The organism is Desulfitobacterium dichloroeliminans LMG P-21439 (assembly GCF_000243135.2).
GTDB lineage: Bacteria > Bacillota > Desulfitobacteriia > Desulfitobacteriales > Desulfitobacteriaceae > Desulfitobacterium > Desulfitobacterium dichloroeliminans.
Genome location: NC_019903.1, coordinates 3,286,684 through 3,309,036, shown reverse-complemented (window position 1 = coordinate 3,309,036; position 22,353 = coordinate 3,286,684). Strand labels below are relative to the sequence as shown.

The following is a 22,353-nucleotide window of genomic DNA, read 5'->3' as shown; positions in this document are numbered from 1 at the left end:
AGAACGGGTGCCTGTCTTTTTATTTTTCATCTGGGGTTTGCTGTTATTATTTCGCGAATGTTTGTATCAAAGAGTAAACTCCTGACAGATCGGACAAGCTGAGGGCGGAAAAAGGGTAGAGACATGCAGGAAAAGCGACAGGTTTTCCTCCTAAAAATTGGTAATATATTAGAGAGCTATTGATTACTTGATAAAGGAGGGAGATTCATGGAGTTCGACAAAAAGAAGGTCCTATCTCTGGCGGGAACCCTCGTATTGGCCGGTGCGGTGGTTGTCGGCGGGATCTATGGACCGAGTGCCTGGAAGGTCTTTATGAATAAGGCAGCGCCTGAAAGAGACTCTGTCGTTATTCAGACACCACCTGTTGAAGGCGCGAACCCTCAGGATCCCAGTACAACTGAGAGTCCACCCGGGGAAACCTCTGGGGTAAGCCCTGCAGTCACTGTGACTGATCCACCGGGAATTAATGCCACTCCACAGGGAGATGTCTCAGGGCCACAGAAATATAAAGAGCCCGATACAAAGGACATCAATTTAGCCCCATCTGTCGCCGGCTTTTTTAGCGAGAATGGTTTGAGTCAAGATGCCCAAAATCTTGTGTTTGGTGCGGCTTGGAATATCCATCAATATGTGGATGGATATTTATACGGACCGAATTCCGGTCCGCAGATGAACGAAGATGACATTAAACGCTACATCGTTTTCCACAAATCACTGTGGGATCAACGACTAAAGAACGAACCGAATCAAGCGGCACAATTTAAAGAATACGTGAGTGCCTTATTGAATCGTGGCGCTGATGCGTTTAATGCGAAAGACAAAGTCCGCATCGAGCAATTCCATCAGGAGCTTCATGATTTGGACGCTCATCTCTTGCGTGATGATCAAAGTGCGAAGATTTACGGGGCCACCCCATTTGCTACGAAACGGTAGAGTATTCAGCTTTTATAACAGCTACAGGAACGAGATGCACTATAGTTAAAGCAAGGATTAGGATAGCAAACGCGGCTGAGTTTCCACGAAGGTTTGAATGCAACACCGTGACGGGCAGAGGACCGTTCGATTCACTGGAGAGCAATTATGCATGAGATAGAGATCAATTTAAGGGGACGACTGACAACTGAATATTGCTTGAGAAGTACGGGAAACGTATGAAGGGAACCCTATACGGGTTACGGCGCTCAGATTAATTCTGATTAAATTGATACTGAGCCTATTCTAAAAGTAACGGCCTACGCACCAGCCGGCGTGAAGAACAGGCGAAAAAACGTGTGCGAAAAATCGATGGAGTCGGGTGAGGGCGGCTTTAAGCGCTTAAAGCCGAGAGTCTCAAAATGACAGAGAGGTTGAAGCGGTGAAGTAGATTCGCTTCAGGTGAAGCTATGATAAATGCGCGCTTTAATGAAAAAGATCTGACCAGCGGGGTCAGATCTTTTTTTGTGTATTCGCTTTTCAGCCATGCGTGAAGTAGCGTCTTTTGGTTGACGAATAACCAAAGATAAGGTAAACTAATATTAGAGTATTAGATAATTATCTAAACATCTAACTAGACTAAATAAAGGGGGGATTCCATGTCTCCACTCAATGAGACGTTTAAGGCACTCTCGGATAAGACGCGACGTCAGATTCTCAAGCTTTTGCATGCCAGAGATTTGAACGCAGGAGAAATAGCCGATCACTTTGACATGACCAAGCCCAGCATATCTCATCATTTGAATATGTTGAAGCAAGCGGATCTTATCAGTGATCGTAGGCAAGGACAAACGATCGTCTATACCTTGAATACCTCCGTATTTGAGGGGATTATGGGCTGGTTTTTAGAATTTACTGGGAAGCAGCCCGATGAGCTGGATTTTCATCAAGCTGAGGAAGATTCTGAGGAAGCACCACCAAAGACGAATAAAAGCAAATAATCAGGCTAAGAATTAAAAAGAACTCGTTAAGATAGTAACCTACCCTATTATACAGAGGAGGAAAACCTGTGGAAAATATCAATCAAAACAGAGGCGGTAGAATTGCAAAAATCCTATCCGGCCTTTTTGTGCTCATAAATATCATTGTCGGTGTATGGGCCCACCCCAAGTTGCCGGATCAAGTCCCCTCCCATTGGAACATCCAAGGGCAGGTGGATGGATATACAAACGCTTTTTGGGGAGCCTATCTCTTTCCGCTGCTGATCTTGGGAGTTTATCTTCTGTTCTGGGCACTCCCCAAGATTGATCCGAAACGGGCTAATTACCAACAGATGGGCCGAGTCTTTTGGATTGTCGGTCTAACCTTGGTCGTGTTCCTATCCTTCATGTACTGGGGAACCATCGCTATAGCTCTGGGTTACCTCGAAACCTTACCCCGGTGGTATTTCTCCGGCATTGGCGTCCTCTTCATCCTTATGGGGAATTATTTCGGGAAGATCAAGTACAACTATACCTTTGGCATTCGGACCCCTTGGACCTTAGCCAATGAAGAAGTCTGGTTAAAAACCCATCGTTTTGCTGGACCCATCTGGATTGTGGGCGGAATCATCATGTGTCTGACAGGATTTGCGCCGCCAAGCTGGACGGCCACCCTCTTTGGAATCGTTATGGCTCTCATAGCAATCGTACCCATGGCCTATTCCTATATAGTCCACAGAAAAATAGTAGGATAGCAACAATCAAGTGAAGCAAGGGGTCAGGTTCAAGAAAAAAATTAGGGGCTTGTGTCTAAAATCTCTTTTCCCTGGTCAAGCTATGAGTAGAATCCAGGAAAAGGAGATTTTATTTATGCGTAAGATGTATGTATTGATTGGCTCAATAGCACTTGGGGTCGGTTTAGTGATCGGGATCGTGGGCTACGCACTGGCGACGACACCGGCTGATGGCAATCCACGACTTGCTTTCTGGGAGAATAAAGATCTTGAACCCGCCGACCTCATCAATCCTTCAGAGCTAGGGGTGATGGCGCCAGGCGATACAGGGTATCCACTCGATCCCAACGACCCGGTAGCGACGGGCGGGATGTTGTCAGCTGATCCTGAACTAGAGAATCTTGATCCAACGGAGGTTGTTGATACCCATGACCCCAACACCCCCAACACCCCCAACACCCCCAACACGACGAGTACTCCCAAGAATATACCCACTGAATTAGCAGAACTCATTATTTCTGATTATAAACTCAATCTGGCCAGCTTGTTCGAAGCATGGAAATCCACCGATATGGTAAGCTTCCGTGCCCAAATCAGTGAGGCCTACACTGGCGAACTTTTCGAAAAACATGCCCGCCAAGCGGAGCGATTTATTGCGCAAGGGGTGGGAATCGAAGTGAGCGATATCCGTTTTGACAGTGTCACTATCGAGGCAGCCACGGCGACCTCGGCTACTCTTACCGCTTACTATAGTTATATTGCCAAGGACTATGATATCGGCAACCAAGTAGCTATGGGTGGAAACACAGAACACCAAGTCAAGGTTCGCGTCAATATGGTCAAGAATAATGACCGTTGGTTAACGGCCGGAGAAACAATGCTTCCCTAATTAAAGCATAGAAGGAACCCATTAGGACATCTACGGATGTCCTTTTTAACATTATCGATGATTTTCATATCTGTGGCACCTTCCCGATTAGGGAGGGTGATTTTTTATTTTATTTATTCTCTATATCGGGGTCTTTAAGGAAGGAAACACAGGGGAATATGTTGAAATAAGTACGAATCGACACGAATTAGGAGGAGATAACGTGATCCGTCGTCATGCTTTATCGTGTGTAATGGTTTGTGCCTTGTTAACAACCTCCACCCTTGGACAACCCGCCTTGCTTCAGGCTGCTCCTACCTATCAAGGGAGCAGTACCCAAGTTGCAGCGAATACCTTTGTGAATCCATCGTATGATGAGATTAACCAATTGCTTGAAGAGGTCGCCAAGGAAAAAGGAATCCCCAGCGCTATTCTGAAGGCCATTGCCTTTAAGGAAAGCTCATGGCGTCAATTTGATAAGCTGGGAGAGGCTATTGTGTCCAGACCGGTCCATCCCGCTATCGGAATCATGCAGGTGGCTACCTATAACGATAATGATCTGGAAACTATCGAGAAGCTCAAAACCGATATCGGCTTTAACATTCGCAGGGGTGCCGATCTACTTAATGAAAAATGGGGATTCACCCCGACCATTGGGGATGGAGATCGCAATAAACTGGAGAACTGGTATTTTGCTCTCTGGGCCTATAACGTCTGGACCGATAAAAACAACCCCAATGTCTGCGACCCTTCAACCCTGACTTATCAGGAGAAGGTCTTCAATCTTATCGCACATCCTGAGGGTTTTTTGGCCCAGTATATTGAGCCGGTTGGAATCACCCGGATTCCTGCAGAGTCCTTACCAGCAACGGGGCTCCCTCTTAAAACCGTTGCTTGGGCAACCCCCGAACCCATTCATTACGGAGATTTGGCGGTGGTGGTAAGCCCTGAGATACCGACAGTCCCCGTATACCCACCGAGCCGGGGAGGAGTGCCGGACCTAAACCCTCCCCAAGAACCTCAAACCATTGAATTTCTACGCCTTGAAACTGCTGTGCAGCAAGCCCTGGAAGGCTGGCCGACTGGAGCGGAGACTGTGATCCTGGCTCGCGCCGATCGTTTCCCCGATGCCTTGGCCGGGGTGCCCTTGGCGGCGCGTTACGATGCACCCATTCTCCTCACCTCCGGCGAAGCCTTGAATAGTGAAGTGGAACAGGCCTTGAAGATTTTAAACCCTGATCGAGTTCTTTTGCTAGGAGGAGAAGGGGCCCTCGGTCCCCAAGTGGCAGCGAAGCTGGAGAGCTTAGGCTGGAGTGGCGAAGGATTACAACGGATCAACGGATTGAATCGCTATGAGACAGCAGCGGCCATCGCCCTAGAGACCGCAGGGCTTTCTCGAGATATACTGACCGACCCAAACCACTCTGAAGAGGCTGTAGCCATTGTTACAGGTCTCAACTTCCCCGATGCTCTGAGCATTGCCTCTATTGCCGGTATCAAGCAGATGCCGATTCTTTTGACGGAGTCGGGAGCGCTGCCTCAGGAAACGTGGACAGCCTTAAAAGCTTTAAATCCCAAAAAAATCTATCTCATCGGCGGTGAAGGAGTCATTGCACCGGCAGTTGCTACCGATCTCCAAGAACAGCTCAAGCTAGCCGGCCCGGTGATTGAGCGCTTATCCGGTGCATCAAGGTACGATACCATGGCCGCTGTGGCAGCAGCCTTTGCCGGGGAAGGTCAGGGCTTAGCCTTTGCTACCGGGCAGGATTTCCCCGATGCCTTAACCGGAGCCGCTCTGGCTGTTCGCCTCAATTCGAAGGTCATCCTCATTCCTCAAGGCCCCATCGAAGCCTACCCAAGACTCAAGGAGACGATTGCCCAACATCCCTACAATCCCGAAGCCAAGCAGTATATTTTTGGGGGGAACGGAGCAATATCAAGTGAAAGGGTCCAGGAATTAAAGGTGCTTTTGGGGACTTAAAGAAGAGTGATCCAGGAAGAAGCTTCATAAAAAATATCACGCATCCATACTTGTAGCTTCATGCTCGGCAAGTATATCTGGTTGTAAAATGGCAGAAATTATAGTAAACTGAAGAACGGTGCAAATATCTGCAAATAAACAAATAAAGGGATTTTACCCATCTCCCTGAGAGACTAAGGAAGGGATAACTTTACCATGATATGGCGTAGAAGGACTCTGTTACATATGGCTATTGACGCTGTGTTGGTGAATCTCGCAGCGTTTTTAAGCTTTTATATTCGTTTTGGCTTTGAGGGCAATGGCAAGATACCGGAAGAGTATCTCTTGACCCTGACCCATTCCGCCTGGACGGCCACCCTGGTCTACTTGGCGGTGTTCTATATCTTTGGCTTATACAACAAGCTCTGGCAATATGCCAGTATCGGCGAGCTCGTATCGATTATCTTTGCAGTGACGGTGGGAACGGCCGGAACAGTGGCCCTGGTGTATTTCCTTGCACCCTTGCGTTTTCCCCACTCTGTATCGGCGCTACTCTGGTTTACCACCCTCTTTTTAATCGGAGGATCCCGGTTCATCTGGAGAATTTTCCAAGATAATATCTTTACCCAACATGTGCCCGGTTCCCAGAACCAAGTCCTGATTATCGGTGCCGGGGACGCTGGTGTCATGGCCGCCCGGGAGTTAAAAAACAAGAACTATCGGGAAGGTCGTCCGGTGGGCTATATCGACGATGCTGTCAGAAAGCAAAGACTACAGCTTATGGGGATCCCTGTCTTAGGGACTCGCAAGGACATTCCTCGAGTGGTCAAGAACCATAATATTGATAAGATTATTATTGCTATGCCTTCGGCCTCCGGAGAGGTTATCCGGGAAATCGTGGGCATCTGTGAAAAGACCGGGGTGGATCTCAAAATTATGCCCGGAGTTTTCGATATGGTTAGCGGTCAATTAGATACCAACGAGATCCGTGAAGTTCAGGTCGAAGACTTATTGGGTCGTGAACCCGTTAGTGTGAATCTTGAAGATGTCGCCGGCTATCTGACTGGAGAGGTGGTCCTTATCACCGGCGGTGGCGGCTCCATCGGCTCTGAGCTTTGTCGCCAAGTCGCCCGCTTTAACCCCGCCAAGCTAGTAGTGGTCGGGCATGGTGAGAATAGCGTCTTTGATATTGAACAAGAGCTTCGCGTTGATAACCCCACTCTTGATGTGGCCACTGAGATTTTGGATGTTAAGGACCGCGATAAGGTCCATATTGTCTTCCAACGTTACAAGCCCGGGGTGGTATTTCATGCGGCAGCCCATAAACATGTCCCGTTGATGGAAAAGAACCCGGAAGAAGCTTTAAAGAACAATGTGATGGGTACCAGCAACCTTACAGAAGCCGCGGATGAAGCGAAGGTTAAGACCTTCGTCCTGATTTCCACCGATAAGGCCGTCAACCCCACCAGTATCATGGGAACCACCAAACGGGTGGCCGAGATGGTTATTCAAAGCATGGACAAGCGTTCCGAGACCAAGTTTGTAGCGGTACGCTTTGGCAATGTGCTAGGCAGTCGCGGCAGTGTCATCCCCACCTTTAAACGACAGATCGCCAAAGGGGGTCCGGTCACCGTGACCCACCCCGACATGGTGCGTTTCTTTATGACCATACCCGAGGCCTCCCAGTTGGTCATCCAAGCCGGCTCCATGGCTGAAGGGGGCGAGATTTTCATTCTCGACATGGGTCAGCCCGTGAAGATTTTGGATTTGGCCCGCGATCTCATTAGCCTCTCGGGATTTGAGCCCGATGTGGATATTAAAATCAAGTTTACCGGGATGCGTCCCGGTGAGAAGCTCTATGAAGAACTCCTAACCGCTGAAGAAGGAACTTCCGCGACGAAACATAAACGGATTTTTGTAGCCAAACCCAACAACATTAATGTTTCGCAGCTGGAGGAGCTCATTCACCTTATCCGGGAACGCGGCTCTTACCTTACACGGGAAGAAGTTATCGCTCAGTTACAATCCGTGGTGCCTACATTTAGAAAGCAAGCTTCCAAAGCAGTTGCCAATCAATAAGGGGGAAATATTCCATGTTACGTATGAAAGAAGTCATTACCAGCGAAGATGTTTTAGCACAAAGCCTTAAGAAAAAAATCCTCGACCATACAGCAACGGTTGGTGTCATCGGTCTTGGTTATGTGGGACTCCCCTTAGCAGTCGAGAAGGGTAAAGTAGGCTTTCCGGTTATCGGCTTCGATATTAACGCTGCTCGGGTAGCCAAAGTCAATGCCGGTGACAATTATATCGGGGACGTTAAGGATGAAGAACTCCAAGCCTTAACCCAAAAGGGTAAGATTACGGCTACCACAGATTATGCCAGACTGACCGAGTGTGATGTGGTTGTCATCTGCGTGCCGACCCCCCTGACCGTTACTCGGGATCCGGACATTTCCTATATTCGAGCCAGCTCCGAACAAATCGCTAAATATTTGAAGCCAGGGCAGTTGGTCACTCTAGAAAGCACCACCTACCCAGGAACCACTGAAGAAGTGATTTTACCCATGCTGGAAGCAAGCGGGCTGAAGGTAGGCAAGGACTTTTTCTTAGCCTTTTCACCGGAACGGGTTGACCCAGGTAACAAACGCTTTACCACCAACAATACCTCCAAGGTTGTGGGAGGCATGACCCCGGTGTGTCTGGAAGTGGCCTATACCTTCTATAACCAAACGATTGTCAATGTAGTGCCCGTCTCCAGCCCTGCGGCGGCAGAGTTGACTAAGGTCTTTGAAAATACCTATCGGGCCGTCAATATTGCCTTAGTGAATGAACTGATGCTCCTTTGCGATCGCATGGGCATCGATATTTGGGAAGTGGTGGAAGCCGCTGGAACCAAACCCTTCGGCATCCAAACCTTCTGGCCCGGTCCCGGGGTCGGCGGTCACTGCATCCCCATTGATCCCTTCTATCTGACCTGGAAAGCCCGTGAATACGACTTCCATACCCGCTTCATCGAGCTAGCGGGAGAGATCAATGTGGAAGTTTCCTATCATGTCATCAATAAAGTGATCCGTGCCCTCAACGGCGAGAATAAGAGCCTAAAGGATGCCAAGGTTCTGATCCTTGGTGTAGCTTATAAAAAGGATATCGACGATGTTCGTGAATCGCCAGCTCTCAAAATCATGGAGCTCCTTCGTAAGAACGGTGCCAATATCAGTTACCATGACCCCTATATTCCGGTCATCGAACCCCATGGCGGCTCCACCATGCATTTAGATAGCATCGAGCTCACTGACGAGGCCCTAGCAGCTGCTGATTGCGTCCTCATCCTTACCGACCACAGCAGCATCGATTACGACCGCATCGTCGACAAAGCTAACCTCGTCGTCGATACCCGTAACGCCACCAAAAATGTCGAAACCAACCGCGAGAAAATCGTTAAACTATAGTCAGGTCCCCAAGTGAATCAAGGGGACAGGTCCCAGTTTTCATTTTTTGAAAACAGGGACCTGTCCCCAGTTTTCAAATAGCAAGGAGTGGAATCATGGATAAGCAAAAGAAGATGCGCTTTGCCATCATCGGCTGTGGACGCATCGCCCCCAAACATGCGGAGTCAATCTTAGCTCTTGAAGAAGCAGAGCTCGTAGCCGTTTGTGATATTGTTCCGGAGAAGGCCCAAGCCTTTGCAGATAAATACGGAGCGAAACCCTATCTCTTTTATGAAGAAATGCTTGAAAAGGAAGAGATTGATGTGGTGACCATCGCCACGGAATCAGATCTTCATGCTCCTATCGGCATCATCTGTGCGAAAGCCGGTAAACACGTCATGGTCGAAAAACCCATGGCTATGACCTTAGCCAGTGCCGATGAGCTCATTCGTACCTGTCACGAAGCAGGCGTCAAGCTCTCGGTAATCCACCAAAACCGTTACAATAAATCCATTAAGCTCATGCGCCAAGCCCTAGAAGAGGGCCGCTTTGGCAAACTCACCCACGGACAAGCCAGCGTGCGCTGGAACCGCAATGATGCCTACTATTCTCAGGCCCCTTGGCGGGGTACCAAGCTTCAAGATGGCGGAGTTCTGATGAATCAGTCCATCCACAATATTGACCTACTCCAATGGACCTTTGGGCCTGTTGAATCGGTCTTCGGCTATACCCGCACAGCTCTGCGCAAGATCGAGATGGAGGATGTGGGAGTCGCAGTTATCAAGTTTAAGAGCGGAGCCCTCGGTGTGATCGAAGCGGCTTCTACCATATATCCCAAAAACATCGAAGAAACTCTGAACGTCTTCGGGGAGACCGGCTCAGTCATCATCGGCGGAATCGCCGTGAACCGTGTTGAGGCTTGGGAGTTCTCCGACAACGAAGAGGAGAAAAAGAAGATTTTCGCCGGTCAGGAAAATGATCCCCCCAATGTCTATGGCTTTGGCCATCGGGAAGTAATCAAGGATATGATTGACTCTATCCATGAGGATCGCACTCCGGCCATTCCTGGAGAAGAGGGGCGCAAGGCTCTGGAGATTATTTTAGCCATATATAAATGTCAAGAGACGAAGGAGCCGGTGGTGTTTCCGGTCGAGGAGTAGCTCTTAACAGCCTTTAGCTCGGGTCGTGTAGCTTCTCGCACAACACTCACTCAGTAGCTACGGGGCTGGCGAACTCGCTTCAACCGCAGGATTTGCCAAACCTCAGGGTAATACCTGATGTGAACCGGTGGCAATCCTATGCCGTTGAAGCATCATTTGCCCGACCGCCCTTCCGCTAAAATCGTTCGCTTCTGTGCGAGAAGCTACTCTTACAGGTCTTAATGAGTTGTTTTTGCAGTTTTTATAGGAGTAGAAATATCTCTGACCAACTCTCCAAAAACTACTTTTACGTGCTTTAAAGTCTCTAGAAACGAGGTCGCACATATGCAAGATCAAGCTAACAAACCCTCCGTCTATATCGACCCCTTAGCGATCGTTCCTGGCAGCGTAACAATATCACCTTTCTGTGTGATTCAAGGGAATGTTACCCTCGGTGAGAATGTTACCCTAGGGGTGGGCTGTGTCATCGAAGAAGGAGCAACGATTGGCGCAGGTTCTACCCTAGGCCATCACGTGACGGTTGCTGCCGGTGTCACTATCGGAGAAGGGTGCCAACTGGCCGCCCATGTGAGCATGGGCTCTGGAGCTCGTATCGGGGCACGCACTCGCATAGGAGAGCATACCTCAATCTATCCGCAAACGGAGCTCGGTGAGGATGGCTTTATCGGCAGCAGTGCCTCCGTAGGACGTTTTCCCAAAGCAGCAGCTACCAGTACGGTGAAGACCCAAGCGGATTTACCACCGCTGAAGATGGGGATGGGTTACACTATAGGCTGTTCTACAGTTCTCTACGCCGGAACTACTTACGGCGATCAGGTCTTCCTAGGGGATGGTGCCTTAGTACGTGAACGCTGCACTATCGGTAAGAATGTGGTCATCGGCAGCGGGGCCGCTGTCGAAAATGATACGCGCATCGGTGCCTACACTAAGATTCAGACCGGATCCTACATCACGGCCTATATGGAGATTGAAGAACGGGTCTTTATCGCTCCTATGGTCACCACCACGAATGATAATTACATGGGCCGGACCGAAAAACGCTTTAAGTCCCTCAGAGGAGCGACGATCTGCCGTGGAGCTCGAGTGGGTGGAGGTTCTATTCTTCTGCCGGGTGTCCGCGTTGCATCAGAGACCTTTGTCGCCGCCGGGGCACTGGTCACCAAGGATACTGTAGAAAAGCGCGTGGTCAAAGGCTTCCCAGCCCAAGAGTTGCGGGAAGTACCAGAGGAAGAATTGCTTCCTGAGGATTAAGCTCTATAGTTATAAAAAGTAAAAGTCAAGGGATCTACTCATCATCGAGGAGATATCCCTTGACTTATTTGTTCTGCGCGCTAGGTCCTTGGCAATTGAAGAGGGTTGTCGAAAAATCAAGAAATTATTATACTTTAAATTATAATAATTCGGGATATAATAAATTCTAGGAGGTGGCATCCATGAAAGAATTTATTGACCGTCATGATGAATTAGATTTCTTAGATGGAGAATATACACGCGATGGATCATCTTTGGTAGTTCTTTACGGAAGAAGACGTGTAGGCAAGACTGCGCTTTTGACAAAGTTTATGGAGAATAAGCCGAGTATCTACTTTTTGGCAACCCAAGAGTCTGAGACGGAAAATCGCCATGCCTTTAAAGACACGGTCGCAGATTTTTTGCAGAATTCTTTACTGAAGACAGCGGTTATTAATGACTGGGCGACACTATTTAATACGTTAATGGAGTATCTCTCAAAAACCAAGCTACTGATAATTATCGATGAGTTTCAATATTTAGGCAAAACGAATTCGGCTTTTCCCTCTGTATTCCAAAAGATATGGGATACAAGTTTAATGAATAAAAATATTATGATCGTACTGTGTGGTTCCTTAATTTCAATGATGGAGTCTCAAACCTTAGCCTATAGCAGTCCCTTATATGGTAGAAGAACGGGACAAAAGAAGTTAAAACAGATTGATTTCCGTTATTATAATGAATTCTTCAAAGATAAGAGTAAAAAGGAACTAATAGAACGCTATGCGGTCACGGGTGGTGTTCCGAAGTATATTGAACAGTTTCAAGGGGATAGTGACATCTACACAGCCATTAGGAAAAACGTCTTGAATAAAGCCAGTTTTTTATATGAAGAGCCCCACTTCCTACTACAAAACGAAGTCTCAGAGATCGGGAGCTATTTTTCAGTAATTAAGGCTGTAGCCGCAGGCAACCAAAAGTTGTCGAAAATAGCCGCCACCTTGGAAGTAAAGCAGACAGGCCTTTCCAAATATCTAAGGACACTTATTGATCTGGATATATTAGAACGTCAGGTACCCATTACCGAGGATCATCCCGAGAAGAGCAAGCGTGGTTTATATAAGATTAAGGACAATTTCATTAGTTTTTGGTTTCGATTCGTTTATCCTAATCTAAGCTTTTTGGAACGCGACCAAGTAGATATTGTTATGCGAAAAATACGCGAAAACTTCATCGATAACCATGTTGCTTATGTTTATGAAGAGGTCTGCCTTAGCGAATTATGGCATCTGAATAGCAAAGGACAATGGCCCTTTTACTTTAATAGAGCTGGGCGTTGGTGGGATAACCAAACAGAAATTGATCTTGTTGCCTACGATTCTAAGGGCACGAATATGATTTTTGGCGAATGTAAGTATCATGAAAAACCTGTAGACACTGACATTTTTTACGCTTTAGTTAAAAAATCAGAAGCCGTGACCTGGAAACAAAGCGAGCGTAAAAACTGGTACGTTTTGTTCAGTATAAACGGGTTTAGTGAAGCAATGCAAATCTTGGCAAAAGAACGAGCAGACATCGTGTTATCATCGTAAAAAAACCTTAAGTGCGTATTCTACATCATACTGGCAAGCTGCCGCGATAAGCGAATCTTATGAACATTCTTGCGGATTAACACATAATGGTAAGAAGGTTAGGTCAAGGGTTATCTTGTATACAAGCTAATCCCTTGACCTTTTCCGCGTATTTTAACACACTTGTAGTTTACCTAGAATAATTAATAGTATAGTATCAATTATTCCGTGATATAATTATAGTATAAAGTATAAGGAGTGGATTTTATGGCTTTGGTATCCGAAGAACAAGTAATTAAAGTCTTACAACACTATAACCAGTGGTGGAAGGAACCAGAGAAAATCCAATCACTAACTAAGCCTCAGAAAAGAGTTGCCTATAATGAAGCGATGAAGTTTTTAACCCATCCCTCAATTCGAAGGTTTGTGGTATTGTCTGGTGCTAGACGAGTAGGGAAGACTACAATTATGTTTCAAATGATTGAGGATCTTTTAAAACAAGGTGTTGCACCGAGAAATATTCTCTATATAACGTTTGACAACCCATTAGTAAAGCTTATCAGCATTGATGACGTTTTAAACATCTATGAATCGCTCTATCCAATTGAGGGGAAGAAATATTTGTTCTTCGATGAGGTTCAATATACAAATAACTGGGAGCTATGGATGAAGGTATTATATGATTCCCGCCAAGATATTTGTTTAACAGCAACCGGATCTGCTAGTCCGATTATTCAAAAGGGAGCAGCAGACAGTGGTGCGGGAAGATGGACAATGCTCAAGATTCCGACGTTATCCTTTTATGAATACTGTGAATTACTTCAGTTAAAGGAACGTCCAGCCCTCAATAGTAATATTCATCTGTCAGAATTGGCAAATCTAACAAAAGGTGAATTTGCGGAGCTCGCAAATGTTTTTTCACCATTAGTCCAGCACTTTAATCGCTATTTACTAATTGGTGGTTTTCCCGAGCTTGTACTATCGGATGATGACACTTATGCTCAAAGATTACTCCGTGAAGATGTGGTGGATAAGGTTATCAAAAGAGATGTTCTGACCCTGTTCAACGTGAGGAACCCACTACTGATGGAAAAGTTATTTTTATATCTGTGTATAAACTCATCTGGAATCTTTAATGCCCAAACCGCAACTAAGGAGTTGGGTAATATAAGTGTCACAACACTGGAAAACTATCTCGAATTTCTAGAGAAGTCAAATCTCATTTATCGCTCTAATCCCATCGATGTTGGGAGCAAAGGTGCCTTAAAAGGCAGACCCAAAATCTATGTTGCAGACCCAGCGATACGCAATGCTGTGCTCATGATTGATAACGTACAGTCAAATGAAAGAGAAATGGGCATCATGGTAGAAACTGCAGTATTTAAACACTTCGTTTCATTTTATGAAGGAAAAACTGCAAAAATTGGTTATTTCAGAAAGCTAAAGGATAATCAAAAAGAAGTAGATGTTGTTATCGATCAACCGGCAGGGAAAGTACTCTGTGAAGTAAAATACCGAAATGACTCATCCGTGCTTGCCTCAGATGCCGTAGTTACCTTAGCATCAGATCCAAACTCTCAGGTTACAAGTGCCTTTATCGCAACAAAAAAGCTTACTGACTATGGGGCCAGTAATCATGATACACAAGTGCCCGTCGTAAGAATTCCGGCACTAATTCTCCTATATCTTTTAGGTAAAGCAGATTAAGCTTCACTACTCTTTACCGTCTCAGCACCCGTCTCACCACATAAGCACCGATTTTGCGGAAATCCTTATCGATCGCCACGATAACTAAGCAAAACACCACACCCGCCACGGAAGCGGAAAGGAGAGGGTGAAGGTCGATAAGCAGCCAAGCCGTCCCAGCCATGCAAAGTGCCGAGATGATCGTACTAGGAAGCTGCCGCCACAAGCGAATCTTATAGACATTCTTGCGAATGAGCACATAGTAGGCCAAGAAGATGAAAATCTCCACGATGATAATCCCATAGGCGGCGCTGTATAATCCTAGCCAAGGCCTTAAGCCAAAGATCAAGCCTGCCAAAAGGGCTAGGGAAATCCCTTGAATTATCGTTCTCTGCATTTGCCGACCGGTGGTAGTCAGGATATCCCCTAAGGAAAAGCTCATACATTCCAGAGCTAAAAACCAACAGACAATCATCAGGATGGGGATGGAGGCATTAAACTTTCCATCATAAAGCCATACCGTCAGTGGACCGGCTAAGACGAAGAATAAGGTACTACCGGCGATACCCACTGCTGACAGGGCCTTAAACACCTTTTCGATCACCCCTTGATGCTGGTTGCGGTCGGAATCCCCCAGCTGGTAGAGAACGGGATAAAGAGCACTGGTCATCATACTGGGGATAAAGACCAGAATCAGGATCAGCTTATAGGCTGCCGAGAAAATCCCCACTTCCTCACTCGTGGCAGTCCAAGAGAGGGCTAAAATGCTGAATTGGGTAAAAACATTGTAAAATATCCGATGAATCCCAAAGGGCAGACCGTGGACTACCATGTTTGGCAGGGTCGGCAACTCCACCCTAGGCTTAATTTCCTTTCTTAAAGCCAAATACAGCAGGACGGTGGTTATCGCATAAGCAAGTAAATGGGTAAAGGTAATGGAGACCACCCCTAAACCGGCCACCAGCACGATAATCGTGAAGACGGCTATCAAGACGGTCGTTAGGAACTGATAGAGTGCAGCTATATAGATCTTCTGCACAGCTTGATAGTAATTATAGATGGATTGGTTGATCGCATTAAAGCATACGGCGACCCCCACAACCAGGACCATGGCTCGCACCGTTTCATTATAGGGAAACATAAAAAGCAGCATGATAAGGTAACATAACGCGCACAAAAGGGTCTTCACCAAGAGGGTATTGCCGAAATATTGGGGCAGTACCTTCGCATTTTTAGAACCTTCCTGAACCATCAATTGACTAATCCCCAGCTCGGCAAAAATGATAATCGTGCCCACATAAGCATAGGCTGTCGAGTAATCACCAAAAGGCCCGGGACCTAAGTAGCGGGTCACAAAAATCCCCAGCACTGCTGCGATGGATTTGGCGAGGAGGCTAGAAACCCCCAAGGCTGTTGCGTTTTTTGCAATAAGGCGTGTATCCATTAAACTAGCTCAGCTCCTAACCCTTGGTTCCCTTCGGTTAAGACTTCACGATATAAAGCGATGGTCTGGCGGGCATTGTGAGACCAGGTAAAGTTCTCCCGCACCAGAGTTTGTCCTTTTTTGCCCATCTCTTGGGCCAAGTCCGGATTGCTTAATAGCTTTTCAATGGCAAGCCGAATATCCTCAGCGTTGCGGGGACGGACAGTCAAGCCAACTTCTTCCCGATGGATGAGGGGGGCAATTCCTTCGCCCTTCGTACCGATGATCGGTTTCCCTTGGGAGAGCGCTTCCAGATAAACCACCCCAAAAGCCTCGTTCCAGCTGGGCATCACAAAGATATCACAGCGAGCCATCTCCGCCATGGCTTGGGGGTGGGGGAGGCTCCCCAAAAACTCCACATGCTTTTCTAAACCTAATGCACTCACCTTGGCTTCGAGGTTCCGCCGTTCCGCTCCATCACCGGCGATGCGGTAGAGCAAATCCGGATAAGTCTTCAGCAGCTCGGAATGAGCAAGAGCCTCTAAGACATAAGCATGTCCCTTAGGTTCCCGCAAAAAACCCACCGTCAACAGCACCGGCCACCGTTCGTTAGGAATAGCATTTTCGCTACTAGCTGACTTCTGCACTTCCGCCTGTGTCTGGTTATCTATATCCTCAAATTCCGCACCGTTGTAAATCACCCGATACTTACTAAGGTTATCGGCCCAGTGCTCCAGACCATAATTCTCTCGCAGCTTATCACTGACGAGAATCACGCGACGAGCTTGGCGCAGGGTGTCCTTCACGCTCTCAGCACAGCGGGGCGAGCGGTTCAAGGTATGAGCAAAATCCTGTCCATGAATGGTGACCACCACAGGTAGATTGTATTGTTTTCCCAAAGCCACAGCCGCAGCACCGTCGGGATGAGCCACATGAGCATGAATCAGATCGGGTTTCTTTTCGCGTACGAGTCGAGCGATCAGCTTGCCCATCCCCAGGCGATAGGTCAGGGGATAATGAGCAAAGAAATAGCCACGTGGAAACTCGAGAACTCTTGGGTGGTAAATATCCATGCCCTGATGGAGCTCATAATCGGGTACTTGGGCGTATTTTCCCCATTTCCCTAGCCCCTTGAGGGCACGCGGAAACCAAGGAGTCGGATTCACCAGTGTGACTTCGATACCTTGAGCGTGGATGGCCTCGATTTGCTGTTGGACGAAGATCCCACTCAGTGGCTGAGCTGCCGTCGGGTAGAGGTGGGAAATCACGAGAACGTTCATGGTGGGCCTCCTTGGATGAAAAGTGGGGACAGGTACCTGTTTGCATTTACGTGCCTTCGGGTTGAGTTTCCAGGATTTTGCTATACACGTTCGCTTAGAAAGCTGCGCGCACCCGTTCTAGCACTCAAGCTTTCGGCTCCGTCGGGTGGGCCTGCGCCGCATAAGATGTCTTTGGGGTTTGCGGCTTGGCCGAAATCCTCATCCGGATTTCGTCGGCTAAATCGCCATCCCGAAAAGCGGGCGAGCTTTTCGCACTTGTTTGGCTCTCTAGCTGGTTGGAAACGTCCTGTTTCCAACCCGACTCCGCTGCAAGCTTTTCGCGAAGAACGGGTAGCTGCTCGCTTTGAAGTCGCTCTCTTCTGTATATCAAAATCCTTGGGTATTCTTTTAAGTGAGAGTCGATTATATGTAGCTGTTCTAGTTATTGGGTTTTCTATCGATGGCTTGCATCATCAGTGTCGCTGGAGATTGCCTTACTGCCCCCCAAGCACCTGTTCATACACCGCCAGGAGCTTCTTTTCTTCGCTTTCCCAGGAGTACTTCTCATGGAAAGCATCCCAGCCGTTCTGGGCGTATTTTAGGGCTTGAGCGGGGTTTTCGATCAAGGTGCATATCTCTTGGGCGAGAGACTGGGGTTCGCCGGGCTCGGCTAGGCTGCCGCATTCATCTTCGCGTAAAATCTGTTCTATGTAGCCGAAGCGAGAGCCGACCACAGGCAGGCCAGCGGCCATGTATTCTATGAGCTTCACAGGGATGGCCTTTGTGTAATTTAGGGTCGGGAGTAAGGGCACAAGTGCTATATGACTGTCTCTGAGGATGGCGGGGACTTGGCTATAGGGGACTTTCCCTAGGACCTGAATATTGCCCTTTTCCAGCCAATTCTCCATAGGAAGATATTTCTCAGAGATTCCTCCCAGCTCCAAGGGGCCGACTAGCTTACACACCGCATCGGGATGCTTCTCGCGCACGAGGGGCATAGCCTCTAGAATGACCTCTAAGCCCCGTTCCCGATTGATTCCCCCTAGGTACAATATAACTGGGGCAACAGTGCCCACGGGGACGCCAGAGCAGTCAGAGCTATCAAAGCTTTCCTGAGCTTCCTCATCGGCCCCTTCAGTGACTTCCTCAGAGATTTCTTGAAAACTGGGACCTGTCCCCAGTTCGCACTTTGCGCCGAACTTCGAACTCGGTCGTTCAAACTGGAACTGCTCTTGCAGAGGAAAGTTAAACAAGCTGGCCCCCACCGGATTATACTGCTTAAATAAACCCTCCATGTGGTGGTTTACCGTCATGATTCCGGCAAAGCGGCTCGCGGCACCTTTCTCCAGTCGTTCGAATACAGCTGCGGCTGTTTTGCGCAAGGGTGCGGGTAGCCAATACCGTGTCTTCAGGCTGTCGGCATAATACTCATGGACATCATAGATCACCGGCTTGCCCAGTTTTTTCTGGAGGGTTAATCCCGTCCAGATCAGATCAGGATCATGAAAATGATATAGGTCGGCCTGTTCCTCCACAGCGGCGTGATAGATGGCCCGCAAATTGCGAACCCGCTGGAGCCTCGAGGCGAAAGGGGGAACATAGCGAATCCGAATTCCTTCTACGATTTCTTCCTGCGGGTACCCCGCCGCGCCCGACCTTCTCGTTTCGGACACCCCAGCCTCGTGAGAATTGGGACCCTGAGAACTGGGACCTGACCCCTTTTCGCATGACCCCGTTTCGCAAGAACTGTCGCCTCCCTGCCTCTGTCGGGGATATGGGGCGATGAGTACGACATCATAGCCTGCCCTTCGTAAAGAGCAGGCTTCCTTATAAAAGATGCGGGCATCCAATGGTGGATGGGCCGAGGTTAAAACGCAGATTTTCAATAGTCATCCCTCGCAGTGTTATACACCAAGCCGATTATAATGCAGAAGATGGTCATTAGCTGAAGGTTATAGAACACCCCAGCCATAAAATTATAGAGGAAAACTGCCGGCAAAAGAGCCATATACCCCATACCAATCCAAGTCTTTACATCGAAATACTCCTTCATCCGACCTGCCGCCTCGGCACGATAGCGTTTCAAGCCCAACAGCCAAGGTTGAATGAAGAACCACAGATAAACGGCCAGCCCCACAAACCCATAACGACGGGTGAAAAGAGCATACTCATTATCCACCACGGTGGTCATGGCATACTTTTGGGTACCCCAGCCGAAAACCGGAGATTGCCATATAGAACCGACAGCGGCCCCCAGACGCTCCACGTGGCCGATGAAGGAGTTGCTTGTGGAGAAGTTGAAGCCGTCCGTTAAGCGGACGAAGAAACCATCAGAGGCCGTGGCAAAAAGCACCATGGTCACGAGGAACAAGGCTCCTATCCTCAGTAAGATTCCTTTGCTTCTCCTATAATAGAAGAAAGCCCAAATGCTTAAGATCATCAAAACAATCCCGATCCCTGCTAAGGCCGTGCGGGAAATGGTCAAATACTCGACCTTAATAACCAACCCGATCAGAATCAGCAGAAGTAAGGGGAAGTAAATCTTCGATTCCACAAAATAGTAACGGGCCACCAAGAAAGCTAAAGTCATGACGGTAAACGTTCCGAACACATTGGGGTTATCAAAGGTTCCCAAGACCCGCGCTGGGTTGCCGAGAATCATGGTTTCCCAGTGGTTCGGGTTGAAAAAGGGCGAGAACCAAGTGTTCAGATTAAACAGGTTAAGACTTTGCGCAAAACTGAAAAGAATCAAGAAGGATAAAGCCCCCAAGAAGGTATAGCTTAGGACAGCAAACTCAGCATCCCGTAAGTTGATGGAGAGGACTAAGGTAACCACGAGAAAGTACTTAAAAAACGTCACTAGCTCCATAACATCCCGTAAACCGTATGCTCCGGCTCCGAGAATGACAACCCCGTAAAAGTTTGAAATAGCATAGGAAAGGACCAAGCAGCCAAAAATGAGAACAATTCGCCTTAGGGCCTTATTCTGAAGACGCAGCTCTTCCCGGGCATTTGGCGAAAAGCGAAAGCCTTTAAAAATAAAAGCCAAGATATTCAGACCAAATACTCCGAATAAAAGCAACTCATCGACCCGGATGTTCGGGAGCGTTGGGTGGATTTCAAAGGAAGGAAGCAGCATGGCCGAAAGCATCACCAGAAGCAAAAGGATTAAACGGCTATCGTTACCTTTAGTCAGTCCATTATTCCAAAACATAAATTCCTCCTCAGTACCCTATTCAATACCGGACTAACCCAAAACCTCAAGGATGACTTGAGCAATCTCATGTAGCTGACTATCCGTTAATTCGGGATAGCAAGGGATGGCCAAAGCTTGAGTACAAGCTTCTTCAGCCAGCGGGAAGTCCCCTACCTGATAGCCGAGATCCGCAAAGGCTTTTTGCAGGTGTAGAGGAACCGGATAATAGATGGCGTTAGCGATACCCTTGGCTGTCAAAGCTGCCATTAGCTTTTCCCGTTCAGCGGTTCTCAGCACATAAAGATGGAACACATGCTTCAGCTCAGCCTCTTGATAAGGTAAAATAACCTTCCCCTCGGCAGCCAAAGGAGCTAAGAGTTGATCGTAGACAGCGGCCTTATGAGCCCGTCCTTGATTCCACTCATCTATATAGCGCAGCTTCACCCGCAGAATCGCCGCTTGCAGCTCATCAAGACGGCTGTTATAGCCAATCTCATCATGATAATACTTCGTCTTACAACCGTGGAAACGCAGGACGCGAGCTTCTTCTGCCAAAGCATCATCATTGGTGACGATCATCCCGCCGTCCCCATATCCGCCCAGATTCTTGGTCGGGAAAAAGCTAAAGGTCCCCGCATCTCCCATAGAGCCAGCTTTATGCCCTTTATATTCTGCCCCTATAGCTTGAGCTGCATCCTCAATCACTTTTAAATTGTACTTTTGCGCCAGCCCTAAGATCGGATCCATATCCGCCATTTGGCCAAAAATATGTACTGGAATAATCCCTTTGGTCTTAGCCGTGATCTTCGCTTCCAGCTTGGCCACGTCCATATTCAGGGTCTGAGGATCAATCTCCACAAACACCGGGGTTGCCCCTACTTGGGCAATGCTCTCCGCAGAAGCAAAAAATGTAAAGGGACTGGTGATCACTTCATCCCCTGGGCCAATTCCGCAAGCCTTTAAAGCAATGACTAAAGCATCCGTACCATTGCCCACAGCAACAGCGTGTTTCGTACCGCAGTAGGCGGCAATTTCCTCTTCAAAGGTTTTCATCTCAGGGCCAAAAATAAATTTACTTGAATCCAGAACCCCTAAGACGGCCTGGTCAATTTCCTCTTTAATCGCAAGATATTGGGCTTTCAAATCTAACAATGGAATAGACATAGTCGATTCGTCCTTTCATCATAACATAGTGCTTTATAATTAGTTCGGTTAAATGGGACAAAATTCTACACTTAAGGGTACAACGAATAAGGTCACTTTTCAAGGACCGTCCTAGGGTTTCTGTCTAAAAAAGTAGCATAGCATCTTCCTGTGTGCGGGCGAAGGATACTGCTTGATAAATTGCTGTTCGCGTGGTTGACAAAAGACAGGGTCCTGCAATACAATGTATTTCAATAGAGTATTGCAAACGAAAGGTGGTTTGCCTAATGACGATTTCTATTCGACTGAGTCCTGCAGAAGCAGAACTCATTAAGAGTTATGCAACATTAAAAAAACAAAGCGTATCTGATGTTATGAGGAAAGCAATCCTTGAGCAGATCGAAGATGAATATGATCTTGAAGTATATGAAAAAGCAATGGCCGAATATCGTAAAAATCCCGTGACTTACTCGCTAGAGGAAGTTGAAAAGGAACTGGGTTTAAGCTGATGTATCACGTCGTCCTTACTGAAGGAGCCAAAAAGGAAATAAAAAATATGGATAGACCGACGGCCCTTCTTATTCTGGCTTGGATACGCAAGAATTTGGAGGGGTGCGAGAATCCCCGTCTCCACGGCAAAGCGCTTAAGGGCAATTTAGACAGTAGATGGAGTTATCGGGTGGGCGATTATCGTTTGCTTGCTGAGATACAGGATAGTAAAATCACCCTATTAATAGTGAGTATCGGCCATAGAAGAGAGGTATATAAAAGCTAGTTACTAAAGGGAGCGTTATCTACTATAT

At 47.5% G+C, this 22,353-nt stretch carries 18 protein-coding genes; 13 read left to right on the top strand and 5 right to left on the bottom strand.

What is annotated here, in order from left to right:
• Positions 1-207 precede the first annotated feature (207 nt).
• The 11 genes from DESDI_RS15715 (at position 208) to DESDI_RS15665 (ending at position 14,550) form a co-directional block, all read left to right on the top strand.
• Entirely contained in the window at positions 208-933 is a 726-nt protein-coding gene (locus DESDI_RS15715) for a hypothetical protein (RefSeq protein WP_015263596.1), read from the top strand.
• 638 nt (positions 934-1,571) lie between these two features.
• Positions 1,572-1,913, top strand: a complete 342-nt coding sequence (locus tag DESDI_RS15710; protein ID WP_015263595.1) for an autorepressor SdpR family transcription factor — start codon at positions 1,572-1,574, stop codon at positions 1,911-1,913.
• A gap of 68 nt (positions 1,914-1,981) precedes the next feature.
• Positions 1,982-2,647, top strand: a complete 666-nt coding sequence (locus DESDI_RS15705) for an SdpI family protein (RefSeq protein ID WP_015263594.1) — start codon at positions 1,982-1,984, stop codon at positions 2,645-2,647.
• A 115-nt stretch (positions 2,648-2,762) separates the two neighbouring features.
• Positions 2,763-3,515: a hypothetical protein gene (locus DESDI_RS15700; RefSeq protein WP_015263593.1), complete on the top strand. Its 753-nt coding sequence runs from the start codon at positions 2,763-2,765 to the stop codon at positions 3,513-3,515.
• 202 nt (positions 3,516-3,717) lie between these two features.
• The gene (locus DESDI_RS15695; RefSeq protein WP_015263592.1) at positions 3,718-5,475 is read left to right on the top strand and encodes a cell wall-binding repeat-containing protein; all 1,758 of its coding nucleotides are present in this window, start codon (positions 3,718-3,720) and stop codon (positions 5,473-5,475) included.
• A gap of 195 nt (positions 5,476-5,670) precedes the next feature.
• Positions 5,671-7,533: a nucleoside-diphosphate sugar epimerase/dehydratase gene (locus tag DESDI_RS15690; RefSeq protein ID WP_172635915.1), complete on the top strand. Its 1,863-nt coding sequence runs from the start codon at positions 5,671-5,673 to the stop codon at positions 7,531-7,533.
• Between the two features lie 14 nt (positions 7,534-7,547).
• The gene (locus tag DESDI_RS15685) at positions 7,548-8,903 is read left to right on the top strand and encodes a nucleotide sugar dehydrogenase (protein WP_015263590.1); all 1,356 of its coding nucleotides are present in this window, start codon (positions 7,548-7,550) and stop codon (positions 8,901-8,903) included.
• Positions 8,904-8,998: 95 nt separating this feature from the next.
• Positions 8,999-10,042, top strand: coding sequence for a Gfo/Idh/MocA family protein (locus tag DESDI_RS15680; RefSeq protein ID WP_015263589.1), 1,044 nt, complete (start codon positions 8,999-9,001; stop codon positions 10,040-10,042).
• Positions 10,043-10,366: 324 nt separating this feature from the next.
• Positions 10,367-11,293, top strand: coding sequence for an N-acetyltransferase (locus DESDI_RS15675; RefSeq protein ID WP_015263588.1), 927 nt, complete (start codon positions 10,367-10,369; stop codon positions 11,291-11,293).
• Positions 11,294-11,475: 182 nt separating this feature from the next.
• A complete protein-coding gene (locus tag DESDI_RS15670; protein WP_015263587.1) occupies positions 11,476-12,864 on the top strand; it encodes an ATP-binding protein in 1,389 nt (462 codons plus the stop codon).
• 246 nt (positions 12,865-13,110) lie between these two features.
• A complete protein-coding gene (locus DESDI_RS15665) occupies positions 13,111-14,550 on the top strand; it encodes an ATP-binding protein (protein ID WP_015263586.1) in 1,440 nt (479 codons plus the stop codon).
• 13 nt (positions 14,551-14,563) lie between these two features.
• Here the strand turns inward: DESDI_RS15665 and DESDI_RS15660 are convergent, their stop codons facing one another.
• From DESDI_RS15660 to DESDI_RS15635, 5 genes are all read right to left on the bottom strand, one after another.
• Positions 14,564-15,973 carry a flippase gene (locus tag DESDI_RS15660; RefSeq protein ID WP_015263585.1) on the bottom strand — a complete coding sequence of 470 codons (1,410 nt, stop codon included), beginning with the start codon at positions 15,971-15,973 and terminating at the stop codon, positions 14,564-14,566.
• Positions 15,973-17,232, bottom strand: coding sequence for a glycosyltransferase (locus DESDI_RS15655; RefSeq protein WP_015263584.1), 1,260 nt, complete (start codon positions 17,230-17,232; stop codon positions 15,973-15,975). The genes DESDI_RS15660 and DESDI_RS15655 overlap by 1 nt, the downstream gene beginning before the upstream one ends.
• Before the next feature lie 473 nt (positions 17,233-17,705).
• On the bottom strand, positions 17,706-19,097 hold the full coding sequence (locus tag DESDI_RS18355; RefSeq protein WP_015263582.1) for a glycosyltransferase family 4 protein: 1,392 nt from the start codon (positions 19,095-19,097) through the stop codon (positions 17,706-17,708).
• Complete coding sequence (locus tag DESDI_RS15640; protein WP_015263581.1) at positions 19,094-20,425, bottom strand: O-antigen ligase family protein; 1,332 nt, start codon at positions 20,423-20,425, stop codon at positions 19,094-19,096. Before DESDI_RS15640 ends, DESDI_RS18355 begins: the two co-directional genes overlap by 4 nt.
• A gap of 33 nt (positions 20,426-20,458) precedes the next feature.
• On the bottom strand, positions 20,459-21,571 hold the full coding sequence (locus DESDI_RS15635) for a DegT/DnrJ/EryC1/StrS family aminotransferase (RefSeq protein WP_015263580.1): 1,113 nt from the start codon (positions 21,569-21,571) through the stop codon (positions 20,459-20,461).
• 266 nt (positions 21,572-21,837) lie between these two features.
• On the opposite strand from DESDI_RS15635, the gene relB reads away from it, so the two are divergent.
• Both relB and DESDI_RS15625 read left to right on the top strand, forming a co-directional pair.
• Positions 21,838-22,059 carry a type II toxin-antitoxin system RelB family antitoxin gene (gene relB, locus DESDI_RS15630; protein ID WP_015263579.1) on the top strand — a complete coding sequence of 74 codons (222 nt, stop codon included), beginning with the start codon at positions 21,838-21,840 and terminating at the stop codon, positions 22,057-22,059.
• Positions 22,059-22,325 carry a type II toxin-antitoxin system RelE family toxin gene (locus DESDI_RS15625; protein ID WP_015263578.1) on the top strand — a complete coding sequence of 89 codons (267 nt, stop codon included), beginning with the start codon at positions 22,059-22,061 and terminating at the stop codon, positions 22,323-22,325. The genes relB and DESDI_RS15625 overlap by 1 nt, the downstream gene beginning before the upstream one ends.
• Positions 22,326-22,353: the final 28 nt, after the last annotated feature.